Origin of the sequence: Prevotella nigrescens, assembly GCF_031191185.1 — a bacterium.
Taxonomy (GTDB): Bacteria; Bacteroidota; Bacteroidia; order Bacteroidales; family Bacteroidaceae; genus Prevotella; species Prevotella nigrescens.
Genome location: NZ_CP133464.1, coordinates 525,609 through 543,102, shown reverse-complemented (window position 1 = coordinate 543,102; position 17,494 = coordinate 525,609). Strand labels below are relative to the sequence as shown.

Sequence of the window (17,494 nt, the reverse complement as noted above, 5' to 3'; positions counted from 1 at the left end):
TATGGAAACTGTTCTTTTAGATATTCTCCTTTTCTTGGGTGTTGTTTGGGTGATTTTGGGCATCGCATACCTGTGGAGTTTGTTTCAAGGTTTGAACATAAAACCAAGAAAAGACACTGAAGAAATGAAAGCCGGCAAGCAAAGTGTAAGTTCCAAACCCTCCGTTTCCCAAGAGCAAATAGACAGTGCCCGCCATATTCTGGTAGGCAGGAGCAAACCTTTCACTTCCCCGTCTATCCCTGAAGTTCCCGCCGTTTCCCCGTCTGAAAAATCAGCTGAAATTTCTGATACTTTTGCAGGGCAAAACTCCTTGGCAGGGCAAGATGCTGCCGAAAAAGCAGGAAGTACCGCTGAGGAGGACGACAATGAGATGAATGTCGACTATACGATGGACGAACCGGATGAGGACACCATAGCCCGTGAGGAACTGCAATTGGAAATCGGCGGACGAGGTGAAAGCCTGATAGCAGACGATTCTCTGCCCGAAGTATCACCGTCCAGCATCCTCGCAAGGGACATCATCCGTGTCAATGGTTGGCACAAGAATGACGATGCGCTTGATGAGGAAGACGAAACTGACGTTCACGAAACGCTGCAAGCGATACGAGGGACTGAGCTCATGGAATACATGAAAGAAGTCGCACTCGGACAGGAGCAAGACCATCAAAAGCTACTCGCTGCCATCCGCAAGGTCGAAGAAACGGAGTTGCAGGAGAATGATACAAAAATGACTTCTGTCCCCGAAACAGACAAAGAAAACAATAACGAGGGAACGACGGAAGAAAAGCCGCTTTCCTACTATCTGTAAAACAATCCATATTGCAAACAGGGAAGGAGTAACGGACGGGGCGGCTCACTGGTAAAACAATCTCATACGATAAGACAGAGCCAGCTCCGCCGTCTCCTCCCATCAAAGACTTATCATTAACAACTTAAAAATAAACAGAACAATGGACAAAAAGAAAATCATGATGCTGTTCCTGCTGACGGCTACTGCCATAGGAGCGTATGCACAGGGCAACGGCATTGCCGGAATCAATGAAGCAACGAAAATGGTAACCTCCTACTTCGACCCCGGCACGAAACTCATCTATGCCGTAGGGGCGGTGGTAGGTCTGATTGGAGGCATTAAAGTGTACAACAAGTTCTCAAGTGGTGACCCCGATACGAGCAAGACCGCAGCCTCTTGGTTCGGTGCGTGTATCTTCTTGATTGTGGCTGCCACTATCCTGAGAAGTTTCTTCCTGTAAGGCGATGGCTGCATTTGAAATCAACAAGGGTGTAGGCCGGACGGTAGAGTTCAAGGGCTTGAAGGCGCAGTACCTCTTCCTCTTTGCAGGAGGGCTATTAGCTGTCTTCATTCTCGTGGTCATTCTCTATCTCTGCGGCATCAGTCAGATAGCCTGTCTCATCATAGGCGTAGTGGGTGCCACCCTTGTGGTGTGGCAAACGTTCGCCATGAATAGAAAGTACGGGCAATATGGGCTGATGAAAAAGGGAGCAGTGCGTATGCACCCACGCTACCTTGTGAACCGCCGTACGGTCTGCCACCTTATCCGTAACCTTCAATCAAAGAAAGCGAAAAAATGAGAAATAAAAGCAAGATAACCACCTTGGAGTCGAAGTTTCCCCTGCTCTCCGTCGAGCAGGGGTGTATGGTGAGCAAGGATGCCGACATTACGGTGGCATTCCGTGTGGAACTGCCCGAACTCTTCACCGTCACCTCTGCCGAATACGAGGCGATGCACTCGGCTTGGCACAAGGCAATCAAGGTGCTACCTAATTACAGCATCGTCCATAAGCAAGACTGGTTCATTAAGGAAGACTATCAAGGAAAGCTCGCTGATGGCGGACTGAGCTTCCTTGCCCGTGCATCTGAACGGCACTTCAATGAACGTCCGTATCTCCACCATTCTGTCTATCTCTTCCTTACCAAGACCAACAAGCAGCGCATGGCACAACAGAGCAATTTTTCTTCGCTCTGCCGTGGACACCTCATTCCCAAGGAAATCACCAACAAGGACGAGGTGATGAAGTTCATGGAAGCAGTAGACCAGTTTGAGCGTATCATCAACGACACCGAGCAAATAAGGATTGTCCGCATGACTGAAGAAGAGTTGGTTGGCACAAATGAAAAAGGAGGACTGCTCGACAGGTATTTCTCTTTATCTGAAGAAGGACACGCCTCGTTGGAGGACATCCGTCTGGGCGCAGATCTTGTGCGTGTGGGCGACAATATGCTTTGTCTACACACACTCTCCGACACGGATGACCTACCGACAACGGTCAGCACGGACAGCCGATATGAACGGCTGTCCACCGACAGAAGTGACTGCCGTCTTTCCTTTGCCTCTCCCGTGGGCTTGATGCTGCCGTGCAACCATATCTATAACCAGTACCTCTTCATCGAGGATAGCGATGCCAATTTGGAACGCTTTGAAAAGCAGGCAAGGAACATGCACTCGCTGGCTCGTTACTCCCGTTCCAATCAAATCAACGAGGAATGGATACAGGAGTATCTCAATATCGCCCACTCACAGGGACTGACCTCTATCCGTGCCCACTTCAACGTATTGGCATGGAGTAGCGATAAGGAAGAACTTCGCCAGATCAAGAATGACGTGGGTTCAGCACTTGCTCTTATGGAATGCCACCCTCGCCACAACACCATTGATGCGGCAACGCTCTACTGGGCGGGTATTCCCGGCAATGCGGCAGACTTTCCCGCAGAAGAGTCATTCTATACTTTCATCGAGCCTGCCCTCTGTTTCTTTACGGCAGAGACGAACTACAAGGATTCGCTCTCTCCCTTCGGTATCAAGATGGCCGACCGCCTATCGGGAAAGCCTGTCCACTTGGACATCTCCGACCTGCCTATGAAAAAAGGCGTCATCACGAATAGGAATAAGTTCATCTTAGGGCCCTCGGGCAGCGGCAAGAGTTTCTTTACCAACCACATGGTACGCCAGTATTACGAGCAGGGGGCGCACGTCCTCTTGGTCGATACGGGTAACTCATATCAAGGATTGTGTGAGCTTATTCACCGCAAGACCAAAGGCGAGGACGGTGTGTATTTCACCTATACGAATGAAAGTCCGATTTCCTTCAATCCTTTCTACACCGATGATTACTTCTTCGATGTGGAAAAGCGGGAAAGTATCTGCACGCTCTTACTGACCCTTTGGAAGAGTGCCGATGAGCATATCACAAAGACCGAAGCTGGCGAACTTGGTTCAGCCGTAAACTCCTATATCGAACTGATATGTGCAAATCACAGTGTTACGCCCTGTTTTAATACCTTCTATGAGTATCTGCGGGACGTGTACCGCAAGGATATGGAGAAACGGGACATCAAGGTAACACTCTCGGACTTCAATATTAACAACCTCTTAACTACATTGAAGCAATACTATCGTGGCGGTCGTTATGATTTCCTGCTGAACTCGGACAAGAACATCGACCTGCTCTCTAAACGCTTCATCGTCTTTGAAATCGATCAAGTGAAGGATAATAAAGACCTCTTTCCTGTGGTAACGATTATCATCATGGAAGCCTTCATCAACAAGATGCGCCGATTAAAGGGTATCCGCAAGATGATACTCATTGAGGAAGCATGGAAAGCCATAGCTTCGGCAAACATGGCGGACTATATCAAGTATTTGTATAAGACGGTGAGAAAATATTTCGGGGAAGCCATTGTCGTAACGCAGGAGGTGGACGACATCATCCAGTCACCCATCGTCAAGGAGAGCATCATCAACAACTCCGACTGCAAGATACTGCTCGACCAGCGCAAGTACATGACTAAGTTCGATGGTATACAGGCGATGCTCGGCTTGTCGGAAAAGGAAAAGAGCCAGATACTATCCATCAACCAGAACAACGACCCCAACCGACTCTACAAGGAAGTGTGGATAGGTCTAGGCGGTATGCAGAGTGCAGTCTATGCCACGGAAGTGAGCATGGAGGAATACCTCACCTACACCACGGAGGAAACCGAGAAGGTGGAGGTAATGAACAGGGCGGCACAGCTTGGTGGGGATATCGAAACGGCTATCTGGCAGCTTGCACAAGAGAAACGGGTTGCACGAAATCGTTAATCGGACAAGACATGTAAAAAATGTATTGGTTTAGCCAAACGTGGATAAACAATTGGACAAACGTGTCCAATCAATTAGACAGTCGTGTCCAAATACTTGGACTAACTTGTCCAACTTATCCCTATAACAGCAAGCTGAATAGACATCCCTTAGTGGACATTCAGACAAACATAGTATTCACATCATAAACAAAAAGAACAATGAAAACAAGAATTTTAATGCTGCTGATGGGCATCGTCCTTTTATTCAGCGGAAAGGCCCACGCACAGTGGGTGGTAACCGATCCCGGTAACTTCGCCGGCAACATCGTCAATTCGGTCAAGGAGATTGCCACCGCCTCCAAGACGGTGAAGAACACCTTGGACGGGTTCAAGGAAGTGGAGAAACTCTACAACGACACCAAGAAGTATTACGATGCGCTGAAGAAGGTGAACAACCTCATCGGCGATGCCTACAAAGTCAAGGAGTGCATCCTGATGGTGGGCGATATCTCGGAGATTTACGTTACCTCGTATAAGAAAATGCTCTCGGACAAGAACTTCCGCCCTTCGGAACTCGCTGCAATGGCTTCGGGCTATGCCAAGCTTCTGGAGCAGAGCGGTGAGAGTCTCAAGGAACTAAAGTCCATCGTCAAGTCGGGTGTTCTCTCGATGAACGACCACGAGCGTATGCAGGCAATCGACCGTATTTATACCACGCTTAGGGAAAACCGTTCGCTCGTGTCCTACTACACAAGGAAAAATATTTCCGTAAGCTACGTGCGTGCAAGGGAAAAGAACAACCTTGCTTCTGTCAAGGCGCTCTATGGTAATACGGCAAGCAGGTATTGGTAAATCTACAGAATAAAAAAGAACTTTCATAAAAAACTTTTGCTTATGGATTTTGCCAGTTTACATGAGCTGCTCCGCTCCACCTATGATGAGATGATGCCGCTCTGTGCCCAGATGACGGGCATTGCCAAGGGTATTGCGGGCTTGGGTGCACTCTTTTATATTGCCCTTCGGGTATGGGCTTCCATAGCCCGTGCCGAGGCGATAGACGTCTTTCCCCTTCTCCGTCCCTTTGTCTTGGGTTTCTGCATCATGTTCTTCCCGACAGTCGTACTGGGTACGATGAATGCCGTTCTCTCGCCCGTAGTGCAGGGAACGGAAAGCATGGTGCATCAGCAGGAGACCAACTTGGCGGAGCTTACCGCCAAGCGTAACCGTCTGCAGGAGGAAGCCTACCTGCGCAATCCCGAAACAGCCTACTTGGTATCCAACGAGAAGTTCGACCAAAAGATAGAGGAAATGGGTATCATCGGACCTGAAGATGCCGTGACGATAGCGGGTATGTATGCCGAGCGTGCTGCCTATCAGACCAAGCAGTGGGTGATGAAAATGGTGCACGACCTCATGGAGCTGCTGTTCCATGCCGCAGGGCTTATCATCGACACGCTGCGCACGTTCATGCTCATCGTCCTTTCCATCCTCGGCCCGATTGTCTTCGGCATAGCCGTATGGGACGGTCTTGCAGGTTCGCTCACGGCTTGGTTCTCACGCTATATCTCTGTCTACCTGTGGCTGCCTGTCAGTTCTATCCTTACGGCACTGCTTACGAAGATACAGGTGCTGATGGTACAGAAGGACATCGAAGCGCTCAGTGACCCCAACTACCTGCCTGATTCGGGGACGTGGTACTACATCGTCTTCTTCCTTATCGGTATCGTGGGTTACTTCTGCGTTCCCACCGTTGCAGGCTGGATTATCGAAGCAGGAGGCGGTATCGGCTCTTATGGTCGCAATGTCAATCAAGCTGCACAGCGCGGTGCACAAAGTGCCTACACGGGCGGAAGATATGCCGCAGCAGGTGCCGGGTCGGTTATCGGCAATGTCGGTGGACGTATCAAGGGTGCACTGCTCAAAGGAAAATAGAAATCAAGCAACTATGCTTAATTAATCAACAGCTATAAAAGGAAAAAGAAATGGAATTCAAATCACTTGGTAATATCGAGACCTCATTCAGACAGATAAGGCTCTACGCCTTTGTCTTTGCCATCGTCTGCGTGGCAGTAAGTGGTTATGCCCTCTATGCCTCGTACAGTTTCGCTAAGGAGCAGCGGGAGAAAATCTATGTGCTTGACCAGGGAAAGTCGCTCATGCTTGCCCTCAGTCAGGATGCAAGTCGTAATCGTCCCGTAGAGGCAAGGGAGCATGTACGTCGCTTCCATGAGCTGTTCTTCACCATTGCGCCTGACAAGGATGCCATTGAGAAGAACATGGAACGTGCCTTCGTACTGTGTGACAAGTCGGCTTTCAACTATTACAAGGACTTGGCAGAGAAGGGCTATTATAACCGTGCCATATCGGGCAATGTCAATCAGCGCATAGAGGTGGACTCTATCCACTGCAACTTCAATACTTACCCTTATACGGTAACGACTTATGCACGGGAGTTTATCGTCCGTCAGAGCAACGTTACAGAGCGCAGTCTTGTTACGACCTGCACGCTGCAGAACTCTGTCCGTTCGGACAACAACCCGCAAGGCTTCCTGATGGAGAACTTCCTCGTCAAGGAGAACAGGGACATACAGACTTATAAACGATAAGGCTATGGCAAGGAAAAGAAACTTTTTACTCTCACGTCACTATCTGCGCTTTCACCTGTGGCTCCGCCATCGGTGTGAACGGCTCACGATAAGGCAGAGAAAGGAAATCGTCTATGGGCTGAGTTTCATCTATCTGCTCTGCTCGCTTTGGATGATAGCGCAGTTCTTCCTTCCTCCAAAGAAGGAGAAACTACCCATTCCCACGGGAAAGCTGACGGACAGTCCGATACGGACGGACAGCACTTTACATGAGTTACACGGCAATTTTTACCTACAACATCATCAAACAATCAAGGAAAATGGATAATAAACAGAAAGAACAAATGAAGAAAGGCTTGGTCTTCGGAGGACTGGGACTGCTGTTTGCCCTCTCGATGTGGTTTATCTTCGCGCCTTCGGGCAAGGATAAGACTGCAGCGGAGCAGGGACTCAATGACAGCATCCCGCAGGCAACGACGGAAAAGCTCACCGAAAACAAGCTCAAAGCCTATGAATTAGGCGACAAGGCACACGAGGAGGAACAGACCCGTGAGGAGATGGGCAGACTATCGGACTATTTCACCCAGAACACTGCTCCATCAGAGGCGCAGCGTGCAGAGACAGCTGCTTCTACGGCAAAGATAGAAAGCTCCATGCATCGCTATGAGGAGAACAATCGCCTCTTGAACTCCTTTTACGCTCCCGACCCGCACGAGCAGGAGCGTGAAGCCCTGCGTTCGGAGATAGATAACCTTAAAAAGGAACTCTCTGCCAAAGACAGCAGGGAGGACAATGAAGAGAAACGACAGCTTGCCTTGATGGAAAAGAGCTATCAGATGGCAGCGAGGTATCTTCCCAAGGCTTCTGCAGCTGCACCATCTTTGGGTAATGACTTTACCGAGGGTAAAGGGCAAACGGCAACGAACAAAGGTCAGAGTATGGGCAGTAATATAAGCGGAGGTTCGGCCGACTTGCCTGCAATGGAAATCTTGGCGGAACGCAAACAGGTAGTGTCCTCACTGGGGCAGCCGATGAGCGACGCTGACTTCATCAAGGAGTATGGCACGAAAGCACGCAACTTGGGCTTCCACTCGCTCGCAAGCACGGCTGCACCCACGATGCGCAACACACTCAAAGTGGTGGTGGACAGGACAACGACGCTCAAAGAGGGCGATAATGTCGTGCTCCGTCTGCTTGAAACTGCTAAGGTACAGGGGTTGCACATTCCACGACAAAGCCGACTGATAGCCGTCGCCAAGATAGAAGGTAACCGTATGCACCTGCTTGTCAAAAGCATTGAGGTGGACGAACATATCATAGGCGTCAAGCTCTCGGCATACGACATGGACGGACAGGAGGGTGTGTATATACCAGGTTCGGAGGACATCAATGCGCTTAAGGAAGTCGGGGCGAACATCGGCGGTTCAATGGGTACATCCTTTACCTTCGCTTCCTCTGCCAAGGACCAGATTATCTCCGAGGCTGCCCGTGGGGTGATGCAGGGTGCAAGTCAGCTGCTTCAGAAGAAACTGCGCACCGTCAAGGTAACGCTCAAGGGTGGCTACCGCCTTTTCTTGGTTCAGTCCAAATAAAACAATCGAAAATGATAAGTAAAAAATAACATCAAATAAAAAAGGAACAATGAAGAAATTTATTTTATCAATGGCTATGCTTGCCATGGTGGGAGCAACAGCCACAGCACAGGAAAACAATGATGGTTTGACACCAAGCCGTCCGCTTACTTCGGGAGAGCTTTTTCAAGGTATGAGCCGTGCTATTCCAACGGGGCGTGTCGTACTTCCGTATGGTCTTGACGTTACCTTTGACAAGACCGTGCATCTTATCTTCCCTTCTGCCATTCGCTATGTAGACTTAGGTTCACAGAACATCATTGCAGGGAAGGCGGAGGATGCAGAGAACGTACTGCGTGTAAAGGCTTCGGTGAAGGACTTTGAGACAGAGACCAATATGAGCGTCATCTGTGAGGACGGCTCATTTTATGCTTTTAATGTAAAATATGCCGATGAACCGGAAAAGTTAAGTATCGAGATGAAAGACTTTCTTTCTACGACAGAAGGCAGGCTGCCAAGCAATCGTGCCGACATCTATTTTAAGGAACTCGGCAATGAGTCGCCCGTATTAGTAAAGCTGATGATGCAGACCATCTATCAGAACGACAGACGCTGCATTAAGCACATCGGTGCACAGCAGTTTGGTATGAAGTTCCTGCTTCGTGGTTTGTATGCCCATAACGGCTTGCTGTATTTCCACACTCGTATGGAAAACGGTACGAATATGCCGTACTCTGTGGATTTTATCACCTTTAAGGTGGTGGATAAGAAGATGGCAAAGCGTACGGCCATACAGGAGCAAGTATTGCTGCCACTTCGTGCCTATAACCAGGTGATGCAGGTGCGTGGCATGGGTAGTGAACATGCTGTGTTTGCGCTCGAGCAGTTTTCTCTTGCAGAAGACAAGCAGCTTGAAGTGACGCTCTATGAGAGAAATGGCGGTCGTACACTGACCTTCCATGTAACGGCAGAAGACCTGCAGTTGGCAAAGAAGATTGATAACCTCAAACTGAAATGGTGATGAAGATGAACAATATCATTCTGACAGCATGCGTTGCGGTGGCCATGACTTTCAGTCTGCCATCGCAGGCACAGCGACTGATACCCAAGCAAAGGGGAATAGAGGTCTTGGGCAGTGTTCCCCTTATCAAGGGAGAAAAGTTCCTTGCTGCTGACAATTTCGGAATGGGAGTATCACTCACCCGATATTTGGGTCGTGAGAATTATACCTTTGTTATGGCAGAGTATGAACAGCAGAATATGCTGTACAGAAGTTATAACGTAAAACTCAAGGATGCACTCTTGCAGGTGGGCTATATGCACCCTGTTCTCTCCGACAGAGGTAAGAACGTGTTTCTCTATAGTGGCATATCCGCCTTGGGTGGCTATGAGCAGTTGAACGAAGACAAAAAACTGCTGCCCGATGGGGCAACACTGCTCGACCATTCCCGCTTTGTCTATGGCGGTGCCGTGCATGGCTCGGTGGAAGTGTTCCTTACGGACAGGGTTATCTTTCTTGTAAAGGCGCAGGGACGTTTCCTATTTGGAACGGACGTGCATCGTTTTCGTCCTGCTGTTTCAGCAGGACTAAGGTTTAACTTTTAAGTAGAAGAAAAGATGAAGAAGATATTGAATACGATATGGGTAATGGGTGTGCTGACCCTTGCCGTGTTTTGCCTATCTGCTTGTGATAGGGATTTGGATATTCAGCAGTCTTATCCGTTTACGGTGGAAACAATGCCGGTTCAGAAGGACATCATAAGGGGGCAGACGGCTGAGATACGCTGCACACTGAAACGGGGCGGTGACTTTTCCGATACCCGTTACACCATCCGATACTTCCAACCCGATGGCAAAGGAATGTTGAGGATGGATAATGGTACGGTATTCAAGCCTAACGACCGTTATCCGTTGACAAAAGATGTGTTCCGCTTGTACTACACTTCTCTGTCAGCCGACCGCCAGACAATTGATGTATATGTGGAGGATAGTTTCGGCAGGGTTCAGCAGCTGACCTTTAGTTTCAATAACGAGCGAGAAGAGGGCAAGGACAAGCCTGCATCTTCTCGCCACTAAGAACGTAATTGATGCGAACGATAAATTCTTTCATTTTACTTTGTGTATTCTGCCTGTTCTGTCAGCCGACCCTTGCTCAGCGCAGGGTGCGGCTAACAGACTTGCCACCTTTTGAGCGTGCAGTAGTTGTTGTGAAATACTTTGAGGGACTGCACGGCTGGAAGAATTATCCGTATGTTGGATATGGACATCAGCTGCAACGGAGAGAGCACTTTACGGCAGATATGACGGAACGGCAGGCAGACTCCCTGCTTCGTGCCGACCTTTGGAAATGCTTTGAACACTTCAAAGGCTATGGTAAGGATGCACTGCTACTCAGCCTACTTGCCTATAATGTGGGTGTGGGGCGATTGCTTGGTTATGGAAAGCACCCCAAGAGTAGGCTGCTACGAAAGATAGAGGCTGGAGACAGGAACTTCTATCGAGAGTATGTTTCGTTCTGCCGGTACAAAGGAAAAGTTTTGAGTGGGTTAGTCAAACGGCGACAAGTGGAGTTTGCCTTATTTTATATTCCCTGACTTCACGAAGTATGCTTCCCTTAAATTTTATTCGCCTGCAAGGGCATTTTCTTACCGTTTTATTCGCATTTTTCGCTATGAATGAGTAAATTTGCTAAAATTAGATATAGCGACATATATTTAGTTGTATAAAAATATTTTATTAGGATGTAGTCAACTTATTTTGCGATGATACCAATAGATATAATAGGTAAAGGAGCCCATTGGAGAGTAGAGCGGATTTCAACAAGTGATAATGGTCAAGAAAAATCCGTTGTCAGAAAGCATGGCAGAAATGTAGATGCCAATATTGCAACTTATGACCTTGTATTCAAAGCTGGTTTACCAACTCTGAATAGGTATGTTAAAGTAAATGATAATGAAATTGAAGCAGAGGATTTAAATGCTGATACGTCAAAAGGATATTTTGTGAGTCCTAATACCATTAGAAATTACCAGAATTGTGGAGATGTATTTCTAAAGTACATTAATTCTGAAAGTCTTACTCCCTTGGAACGTGAACAATGCAAAGAGTTTGACTTTAGTTGTATTTTCAAAATGATTCGATCAAATGAATCTGATGAGATTGTTGAACAAATGCGGAAGAAAAAGATTGCTATTGGTGCTGAAGGTAAAGTCTATAACAATAAGATACAGTGTATAAGTAATCTTAAATCCTTTTGTAGCAGTTCCCAAAAAGATTTGGAAAAGGCAACTTCTTATAAGATCGAATTATACTCAGACGCATTCTTCTTTAGGGTAAATCCATTAAATGATGAAATTGAATACATTATAGCGGATTTTGATTGCATACTAGATTTAAATACTTCAACTAACGCTTCCACTAGTTTATTAAAAATAAATCAAGAACATTTTAAGACTGCATTGTTGGAATTTATAGAATTTTTTGTTGTTAAAGAAAGACAGGAGGAATACAAAGAACTTATAAATAATTTTATGTAGCTTACCTGGCAATAACTTTTTCAAGAAAACTTCAAGTATAACAAAAAGTTTTTGCGACTTTCTTTTGCTTCTTTTCTTTGGTCGCCTACTCGTTCAAAGAGAAAGAAAAGAAGCCACGCAAATTTTCGGTTTGCGTGGCTTTTACTATTATTCAGAAGGATATTTTTGCACTTTCGTTATTCTGTCTATTCGTTTGTTGGGGTGTTTGTCAAAAGCCCAATTTATTTCATCATCGGGTAAAGTGCTGTGAATACTTCCACCCATAACCAACCCACAATCTTGCAGGACTTTTTGCCGTGCTTCTTCCTTACTCTCCGCAACCAAATCAAACACTCCTTCGAAGATGTATTGTGTCCGTACTCTGTAAACTTTCTTCTTCATAATCTTAAAATTCAACTTTTAATAATCTGTATTCCTTTGGCTCTCCATTAGATAATTTGCGATGTGTGAGCCAAAAGTGATGTGCGCCATAGCCATAGGCAAAGAACTTGTCAAGCTCCGTTTCTTTGGCTATTTTGTTGATAGCCGCCCTTAACTCCTCTTTGGTGTCGGATAGGGTTATTGCATTAATAACCCTAATGAGAATATGCGGTATCTCGTCCGCATAGTTATAGATGATGTTTTCTATCTCTGCTTTCATATCTCTGATAATTTAATGGTTCATACTTTATGCTGTTGCTTTCATTCTTCGGCTTATAAGACCTCGATTGGCATTGACAAGATTTACTATCTGTTCGTGGTATTCTGTGTTCTTGTTGCATATCCCACGACTTTGCACCACTTCCAAAGTTCGTAATGATACTTCAATGGTCTCTATTCGCTTGCCTTCAATGGTAGCCGAGAGGATAAGGGAGTCCTCCTTAAGGTAGTATGCATTAGAAAATACGCAATGGTGCATTGATACACCTTCTTCCAAATGTTCCTGCACGCTCTCCAATACGTGGACTTGGATAGTGCCGTCCGTGAAAGCGATGCCAAAGAACTTGGATTTAAGTTCTCGGAAACGTTTTTCATCTTCGATTGCCTTCTGCTGCTTCTGTTCTATCTCCTCCCTTTCACGCAGTCTGAGAAGTTCCTCGTGTCTGCAGTCGTGTTCGGCTCTGAGGTTGGCAGGACAAAGGTATTTCGGGCTGTGAGTGTCTTTGTCCAATCTGCGGAGTGTGTCCACATAGTCGCACCATAGAGAAATGTCGGTTATTTCATATCCGCTTCGGTTGGCTATCTTGTAGGACTTCCAGTAACTGTCAAAGTCTCGAGGGCTATTGAGAAAATAGCGCAAATGTTCAATCCGTCCTGCTTTCATCAATGTTTCTACACGGCTGTCAGAAAGCAATGCCGAAATGAGTGTTGTCGGGGCTATATCGTGAAAATCATTCTTGAAACCATTCCTGCGGAGTGTGTCTGTAACCTTGAACTTAGGATATATCTGCGAATAGGCTGCATATTGGTAGGCTTCGTTATCGTTGCGGATTGCCATAGGAGCACAAAAGGAAAATGTATCAACATAATGTCCCAATATACGTTGTATGGCAACCAATGCTTTCCGTCCTTGTGCATTCCACCAATACTGCCCGATTTCAAGCACATAGTGTTCAGCCTTGCAGCCTTTCTCCATTTCAGCCACGAGGAGGAACATACGTAATACTTGGTACTCTCCGCAAGCGGTAAGCGTAGTGAAATATCGCTTCTGCTGCAATTTACGCTCAAAGGTTTCCCTGACCAGCAACTTTGCCCTGCAATGGGGGCAGGTGCAGATGTCCGTTGGCTTTTCCATTGTCCAACTATGCCCACAATCCATACAAGTGGTGCGACCTTTGGGCAGGCGGTAGGCAAAGTGGTCTATACACTCACGGAAAGCCCATCTGCTTTGTTGCTTGGTTATCGGGCGAAGATGCTTGCTTTGTTCCAAAACCGCCTTTTCAAATTTGTTTCTCGGTTTCATAGGCTTAAAAATCAAATAGTGATGGTTGTACTTGGGTTGCTGCGTTCTCGGTCTTTTTCACTCGTGCGTTACGGCTCTGTATCTTGGCAAGTTCCTCCCGCTGATATTGCTTAATGGCTTCTTGTCTTGCTTCGGCTTTTTCTTCCTCTGTGAGTTCTACAACGTGATTAACGGCTACTTGACAAGAAACAGCCTTACCCACCTCCATATCGTCCTCATCGTAGTAGTGAACAGCCATAGAGAATATTTCATCATCATCAAAGCCGTTGCAACCGCTTTTCTGCACTTCATTAAGAATGTAGGTGATGCACTCCTCGATATTCTTGTTCGGCTTCATCAAGTTAGGGGCAAACAAGGGGTCTGTCATAGCACGCTGATTGAGATACTCGGCTATTGTCCGTGTGAAATGTTCTGTTCCTTTCATTGTCGTATATGTTTTGATGTTGTTAATACTTGGGAATTTCTACTATTTGATTGATGCGCCCATATAGGTAGGCTCTTAGGCTTGTTCTGTCGGGTGCGTAATACTCTGTCCATTGTCCGTACTGATTGACAAGGTATTTCTTCAGTACATCAAAGAAGTCAAAGCGATAGCCTTGTAGGGGAACGGCTGTGCGGAAATAGGTATTAGAGTTCACCGCCTCACATAGCCAATTCTTTTCCTCACGGCTCATACGTTCGCCACGATTGAGTTTCATACGTAGGAGATATACTTTGCTATTACAAAGGCTCTCCAAAGGGGGAACGTCCCATAGTACAAACTTAATTGCCAACACTTGCTCACTCTTTTCAGCCGTAGGGTTAATGCGGTAATGAGAGGAGGAGCTATATCCTTTGCTGTTCATCGAAGATGTTGTATTTACTTTTTGCTTATCCATAGCGACATTTTTTTTATGCGTCCAAAGATCGGAGTATGCTGATTCCTTTTTGTAGCAAAATAGAGGTAGCGGGGTGGGCTTGCACAAGGTTTTGGCGGAAAATACAACCCGTAGGTGTGGAGATTTTCCAGACAAACCAAGCGGCACAGACCTTTTGAAAGCCACAAGCCCCGTACTACCTTTGCGGATAAAAAGGGAACAGCATCCGTCTTCTTCATTTCGCATATTGTGGAGCATTGGAAAGGAAGCGAAAGTGCAACGCCCATAGTGGGAAATAGAAAAGGTGGCTATCTCGAAATGTGAGATAACCACCTAATGAACGATAAATGAAAGGTATTACAGAGCCGTGCTTCTCAAAGCACGCAAAGCAGGATGGCACAGAGAATTGCCAGCCAGAAGAGAATGCTCAGCAGCATAATTGTTACTTTTAGAATTACCCTGACTATAAAGCGTAGTATCAGAAAACCTGCAATGACTGAGATGGCAGTTACGACTTGTGGCGTTACAATCTTCGAGATAAGCCAAATAGTACCGATAACGATGGAAAGCAAGGTAGTGAGTTCGATGAAGCGTGTCCAACCGAAGCGGCGGACTTGCTTGGGAGAAGTCGGCTGCTGCTTGTTCTTATCGGTTTTGTTCGATGCGTCTGCCTTGATGAAGGCAGGTGTGTGGACATCTTGATTCATGATGATTGTATTCATATCGGAGCTTTTTATAGTTTCAAGAGCAATAACAAGATACTCTTCCACACAAAGCCAAGTGTTTGTAAAATTATTGGTGTGTGGAGAAGAGTGGTTATCTTGGCTCTTGAAACTACAAAAGCTCCCGATGGTGTTACATCAAGTCATGTTCTCACCGCCTATCGTTGGCAGACCATTGACCTCAATGAGCAGAACGATTGTTCCTGTCAGTTCGGTGTAGAGTTTCTCATATTCCGGACTTGCGCCGAAGTTGTCCGTCAGCTCATACTTGTCGAAAACGCTTTGCACAGACTTGTTCTTCAGAAGTATCGGGGAGAGCTTTTCGGGGAGTGGAGAGGGCAGTTCTTTCTCAAACTCATTCTCCAAGACAGACACAAGCGTATCGTACTTTGAGAAATGCAGTCCTCTATACAACACTTCGCTTGCCATACTCTCAGCTTCGGGATGCGAGAAGCCTTGTGCCACTGCATCGCAGTAGGTGGTAAGAGCTTCGTCGGCTCTTGCCGTTATGAATGGTTTGTCACTCAGCATTTCGGGGAAATGCTCACTGAGGTAGTTCTCTAACTTCAGACGGAAGTAGGATAGTTCTTTCTTAGTTGTCATAATCTTCTTGGTTTAGGGTTATACATTATTATATTATCGGATGCCCATCGCCTTATTGAACTTGCCGAGCTTATCGGCGAGTTGCTCCATATCATGCTCTATCTTCTTGTTGGTTATGCGGGCATATATTTGTGTGGTCTTGATGTTAGTATGCCCCAACATCTTCGATACACTTTCCATCGGAACGCCCTTACTCAAAGACATGGTGGCAAATGTATGCCGGGCAAGGTGGAAGGTCAGGTTCTTCTTGACACCGCAAAGGTCGGCAATTTCCTTGAGATAAGCGTTAATCTTCTGGTTTGTAAGTACCGGAAGGAGTTTACCGTCCCGATAGGTCTTATGCCCATATTTGGTGATGATACGCTTAGGAATGTCAAGAAGCAGCACATTGGTTTCCACGCTTGTCTTCTGACGTTTGGTCATAATCCATTGCTTGTCGTCAAGCGTAACGATGTTGTCCGGCGTAAGGTTGGACACGTCTATATATGCCAGACCTGTAAAGCAAGAGAAGATGAAAACATCCCTTACCAGTTCCAGGCGGTTGATACCGAAATCCTTGTTGGCAATCTTCATGATTTCCTCGTCTGTGAGGAAGCCACGGTTTACCGGTTCCAAGTGGAAATGATGATTTATGAACGGGTCGTGGTTCAACGCGCCCATCTTCCTTCCCAGTATGGTGATGGTCTTGAAAGTCTTCATCGTTTTCGTGGCCGTATTGGGATTCTGCCCAGCGGTTGTACGCAGATAAATGTCAAAATCATGAATGACGGTGAATGTCAGTTCAGACAGGCGAATGTCACAACGCTTGTACTTTTCGTTCAAGAAGGCCGCAAAGTGTTTCTTACACACGTTGTATTTCTGCAACGTTGCCACACTCACCGAGACACCAACCTGTTCCTGTATGTCCGTATTATGCTTCTCGAAAAGCTGCATGAGTGTGCAGACATTGTCCTGCCTGCCGAGATACTCAGACTTGATGCGTTCCAAGCACAGGTCGTCCGTCATTTCCAACTTGCGATAGATGGTTTGCAGGTCGTTTTGGATGCTGTCCAACTGCAAGTTCATGCTTAGGGCTTCGGTATTGCGTCCTTTCACCCGTTCTCGCGTACTGTCCCATTGGTTCTGTTCAACGGCGATCCCGGCTGAGCCTATGCACAACCGTTCGTTGTTAAGGTAAATCCTCAACATCACAGGGGTCTTGCCCTCCTTGTTTACATAGTTGCTTCTGAGATAGAAGACTGTTCTGAAAATTGATTTCATACATTGACTGTTTTTAATTGTAGCTGGATTCATGGGAAATTGTTCCACATCGAAAGGAATTTTATCGCCTAAATGGATGGAATGAACTTCCATATATCCCACTGCAAAGTTCTACATAATCATTTGAATAACAGCAACATATAAGTACTCTAAACAATCTCTGTACGTACTCTTGGTTACAATTTTTATTCGGCTCATCTTTTTGTAACCAGATTGTAACCGTAGGAGAGTATTTTGGGCGTTTCGGCACCCTCCTTACGTACTCTGAAAAAACATGTAAGTATAAAACAAAAGTATCGTAACTTATTGAAGCTACGATACTTACTGATTTTGTGAA

Annotated in this window: 22 protein-coding genes; 14 read left to right on the top strand and 8 right to left on the bottom strand. The window is 46.4% G+C overall.

Going from position 1 to position 17,494, the window contains the following annotated elements:
* The first annotated feature begins 1 nt into the window (after position 1).
* The 14 genes from RDV52_RS02090 to RDV52_RS02025 all read left to right on the top strand — a co-directional run bounded on the left by RDV52_RS02090 (position 2) and on the right by RDV52_RS02025 (position 11,773).
* Positions 2-808 (top strand): hypothetical protein, encoded by an 807-nt coding sequence (locus tag RDV52_RS02090; RefSeq protein WP_004367638.1) that lies wholly within the window; start codon positions 2-4, stop codon positions 806-808.
* Positions 809-950: 142 nt separating this feature from the next.
* Positions 951-1,250: a DUF4134 domain-containing protein gene (locus RDV52_RS02085; protein ID WP_004343295.1), complete on the top strand. Its 300-nt coding sequence runs from the start codon at positions 951-953 to the stop codon at positions 1,248-1,250.
* Positions 1,251-1,254: 4 nt separating this feature from the next.
* Positions 1,255-1,590 carry a DUF4133 domain-containing protein gene (locus RDV52_RS02080; protein ID WP_004367639.1) on the top strand — a complete coding sequence of 112 codons (336 nt, stop codon included), beginning with the start codon at positions 1,255-1,257 and terminating at the stop codon, positions 1,588-1,590.
* Positions 1,587-4,100, top strand: coding sequence for a TraG family conjugative transposon ATPase (locus tag RDV52_RS02075; protein WP_004367640.1), 2,514 nt, complete (start codon positions 1,587-1,589; stop codon positions 4,098-4,100). Before RDV52_RS02080 ends, RDV52_RS02075 begins: the two co-directional genes overlap by 4 nt.
* Before the next feature lie 200 nt (positions 4,101-4,300).
* Positions 4,301-4,933 (top strand): DUF4141 domain-containing protein, encoded by a 633-nt coding sequence (locus RDV52_RS02070; RefSeq protein ID WP_004367641.1) that lies wholly within the window; start codon positions 4,301-4,303, stop codon positions 4,931-4,933.
* Positions 4,934-4,975: 42 nt separating this feature from the next.
* Complete coding sequence (traJ, locus tag RDV52_RS02065) at positions 4,976-6,013, top strand: conjugative transposon protein TraJ (RefSeq protein WP_004367642.1); 1,038 nt, start codon at positions 4,976-4,978, stop codon at positions 6,011-6,013.
* A gap of 50 nt (positions 6,014-6,063) precedes the next feature.
* Positions 6,064-6,687: a conjugative transposon protein TraK gene (gene traK, locus RDV52_RS02060; protein WP_004367643.1), complete on the top strand. Its 624-nt coding sequence runs from the start codon at positions 6,064-6,066 to the stop codon at positions 6,685-6,687.
* Between the two features lie 4 nt (positions 6,688-6,691).
* A complete protein-coding gene (locus tag RDV52_RS02055; protein WP_025068482.1) occupies positions 6,692-6,994 on the top strand; it encodes a hypothetical protein in 303 nt (100 codons plus the stop codon).
* A complete protein-coding gene (gene traM, locus RDV52_RS02050) occupies positions 6,987-8,258 on the top strand; it encodes a conjugative transposon protein TraM (RefSeq protein WP_040557333.1) in 1,272 nt (423 codons plus the stop codon). The genes RDV52_RS02055 and traM overlap by 8 nt, the downstream gene beginning before the upstream one ends.
* Before the next feature lie 49 nt (positions 8,259-8,307).
* Positions 8,308-9,258, top strand: coding sequence for a conjugative transposon protein TraN (gene traN / locus RDV52_RS02045; RefSeq protein ID WP_004367645.1), 951 nt, complete (start codon positions 8,308-8,310; stop codon positions 9,256-9,258).
* A complete protein-coding gene (locus tag RDV52_RS02040) occupies positions 9,252-9,842 on the top strand; it encodes a conjugal transfer protein TraO (RefSeq protein WP_004367646.1) in 591 nt (196 codons plus the stop codon). Before traN ends, RDV52_RS02040 begins: the two co-directional genes overlap by 7 nt.
* Before the next feature lie 12 nt (positions 9,843-9,854).
* Entirely contained in the window at positions 9,855-10,313 is a 459-nt protein-coding gene (locus tag RDV52_RS02035; RefSeq protein WP_004367647.1) for a DUF3872 domain-containing protein, read from the top strand.
* Positions 10,314-10,324: 11 nt separating this feature from the next.
* Positions 10,325-10,831, top strand: a complete 507-nt coding sequence (locus RDV52_RS02030; protein WP_004367648.1) for a glycoside hydrolase family protein — start codon at positions 10,325-10,327, stop codon at positions 10,829-10,831.
* Between the two features lie 168 nt (positions 10,832-10,999).
* Positions 11,000-11,773, top strand: coding sequence for a hypothetical protein (locus RDV52_RS02025; protein WP_004367649.1), 774 nt, complete (start codon positions 11,000-11,002; stop codon positions 11,771-11,773).
* Positions 11,774-11,920: 147 nt separating this feature from the next.
* Here RDV52_RS02025 and RDV52_RS02020 read toward each other — a convergent pair whose 3' ends face one another.
* The 8 genes from RDV52_RS02020 to RDV52_RS01985 all read right to left on the bottom strand — a co-directional run bounded on the left by RDV52_RS02020 (position 11,921) and on the right by RDV52_RS01985 (position 17,157).
* Positions 11,921-12,154, bottom strand: a complete 234-nt coding sequence (locus RDV52_RS02020; RefSeq protein WP_040557239.1) for a hypothetical protein — start codon at positions 12,152-12,154, stop codon at positions 11,921-11,923.
* A 4-nt stretch (positions 12,155-12,158) separates the two neighbouring features.
* Positions 12,159-12,413 (bottom strand): hypothetical protein, encoded by a 255-nt coding sequence (locus RDV52_RS02015; RefSeq protein WP_004367651.1) that lies wholly within the window; start codon positions 12,411-12,413, stop codon positions 12,159-12,161.
* Between the two features lie 27 nt (positions 12,414-12,440).
* On the bottom strand, positions 12,441-13,715 hold the full coding sequence (locus RDV52_RS02010) for a PcfJ domain-containing protein (protein WP_040557242.1): 1,275 nt from the start codon (positions 13,713-13,715) through the stop codon (positions 12,441-12,443).
* A 4-nt stretch (positions 13,716-13,719) separates the two neighbouring features.
* Entirely contained in the window at positions 13,720-14,139 is a 420-nt protein-coding gene (locus tag RDV52_RS02005; protein WP_004367653.1) for a PcfK-like family protein, read from the bottom strand.
* A gap of 22 nt (positions 14,140-14,161) precedes the next feature.
* Positions 14,162-14,593, bottom strand: a complete 432-nt coding sequence (locus tag RDV52_RS02000; RefSeq protein WP_040557335.1) for a hypothetical protein — start codon at positions 14,591-14,593, stop codon at positions 14,162-14,164.
* A gap of 353 nt (positions 14,594-14,946) precedes the next feature.
* Positions 14,947-15,294 (bottom strand): hypothetical protein, encoded by a 348-nt coding sequence (locus tag RDV52_RS01995; protein WP_040557337.1) that lies wholly within the window; start codon positions 15,292-15,294, stop codon positions 14,947-14,949.
* A gap of 138 nt (positions 15,295-15,432) precedes the next feature.
* Complete coding sequence (locus RDV52_RS01990) at positions 15,433-15,897, bottom strand: DUF1896 domain-containing protein (RefSeq protein WP_004367656.1); 465 nt, start codon at positions 15,895-15,897, stop codon at positions 15,433-15,435.
* A 33-nt stretch (positions 15,898-15,930) separates the two neighbouring features.
* Entirely contained in the window at positions 15,931-17,157 is a 1,227-nt protein-coding gene (locus RDV52_RS01985) for a site-specific integrase (RefSeq protein WP_050793656.1), read from the bottom strand.
* Between the last annotated feature and the right edge of the window lie 337 nt (positions 17,158-17,494).

What these genes read in the sequence shown, in the direction of transcription:
- RDV52_RS02090 (WP_004367638.1), top strand. Translation starts at nt 2, where the DNA reads ATGGAAACTGTTCTTTTAGATATTCTCCTTTTCTTGGGTGTTGTTTGG.
- RDV52_RS02085 (WP_004343295.1), top strand. Translation starts at nt 951, where the DNA reads ATGGACAAAAAGAAAATCATGATGCTGTTCCTGCTGACGGCTACTGCC.
- RDV52_RS02080 (WP_004367639.1), top strand. Translation starts at nt 1,255, where the DNA reads ATGGCTGCATTTGAAATCAACAAGGGTGTAGGCCGGACGGTAGAGTTC.
- RDV52_RS02075 (WP_004367640.1), top strand. Translation starts at nt 1,587, where the DNA reads ATGAGAAATAAAAGCAAGATAACCACCTTGGAGTCGAAGTTTCCCCTG.
- RDV52_RS02070 (WP_004367641.1), top strand. Translation starts at nt 4,301, where the DNA reads ATGAAAACAAGAATTTTAATGCTGCTGATGGGCATCGTCCTTTTATTC.
- traJ (WP_004367642.1), top strand. Translation starts at nt 4,976, where the DNA reads ATGGATTTTGCCAGTTTACATGAGCTGCTCCGCTCCACCTATGATGAG.
- traK (WP_004367643.1), top strand. Translation starts at nt 6,064, where the DNA reads ATGGAATTCAAATCACTTGGTAATATCGAGACCTCATTCAGACAGATA.
- RDV52_RS02055 (WP_025068482.1), top strand. Translation starts at nt 6,692, where the DNA reads ATGGCAAGGAAAAGAAACTTTTTACTCTCACGTCACTATCTGCGCTTT.
- traM (WP_040557333.1), top strand. Translation starts at nt 6,987, where the DNA reads ATGGATAATAAACAGAAAGAACAAATGAAGAAAGGCTTGGTCTTCGGA.
- traN (WP_004367645.1), top strand. Translation starts at nt 8,308, where the DNA reads ATGAAGAAATTTATTTTATCAATGGCTATGCTTGCCATGGTGGGAGCA.
- RDV52_RS02040 (WP_004367646.1), top strand. Translation starts at nt 9,252, where the DNA reads ATGGTGATGAAGATGAACAATATCATTCTGACAGCATGCGTTGCGGTG.
- RDV52_RS02035 (WP_004367647.1), top strand. Translation starts at nt 9,855, where the DNA reads ATGAAGAAGATATTGAATACGATATGGGTAATGGGTGTGCTGACCCTT.
- RDV52_RS02030 (WP_004367648.1), top strand. Translation starts at nt 10,325, where the DNA reads ATGCGAACGATAAATTCTTTCATTTTACTTTGTGTATTCTGCCTGTTC.
- RDV52_RS02025 (WP_004367649.1), top strand. Translation starts at nt 11,000, where the DNA reads ATGATACCAATAGATATAATAGGTAAAGGAGCCCATTGGAGAGTAGAG.
- RDV52_RS02020 (WP_040557239.1), bottom strand. Translation starts at nt 12,154, where the DNA reads ATGAAGAAGAAAGTTTACAGAGTACGGACACAATACATCTTCGAAGGA.
- RDV52_RS02015 (WP_004367651.1), bottom strand. Translation starts at nt 12,413, where the DNA reads ATGAAAGCAGAGATAGAAAACATCATCTATAACTATGCGGACGAGATA.
- RDV52_RS02010 (WP_040557242.1), bottom strand. Translation starts at nt 13,715, where the DNA reads ATGAAACCGAGAAACAAATTTGAAAAGGCGGTTTTGGAACAAAGCAAG.
- RDV52_RS02005 (WP_004367653.1), bottom strand. Translation starts at nt 14,139, where the DNA reads ATGAAAGGAACAGAACATTTCACACGGACAATAGCCGAGTATCTCAAT.
- RDV52_RS02000 (WP_040557335.1), bottom strand. Translation starts at nt 14,593, where the DNA reads ATGGATAAGCAAAAAGTAAATACAACATCTTCGATGAACAGCAAAGGA.
- RDV52_RS01995 (WP_040557337.1), bottom strand. Translation starts at nt 15,294, where the DNA reads ATGAATACAATCATCATGAATCAAGATGTCCACACACCTGCCTTCATC.
- RDV52_RS01990 (WP_004367656.1), bottom strand. Translation starts at nt 15,897, where the DNA reads ATGACAACTAAGAAAGAACTATCCTACTTCCGTCTGAAGTTAGAGAAC.
- RDV52_RS01985 (WP_050793656.1), bottom strand. Translation starts at nt 17,157, where the DNA reads ATGAAATCAATTTTCAGAACAGTCTTCTATCTCAGAAGCAACTATGTA.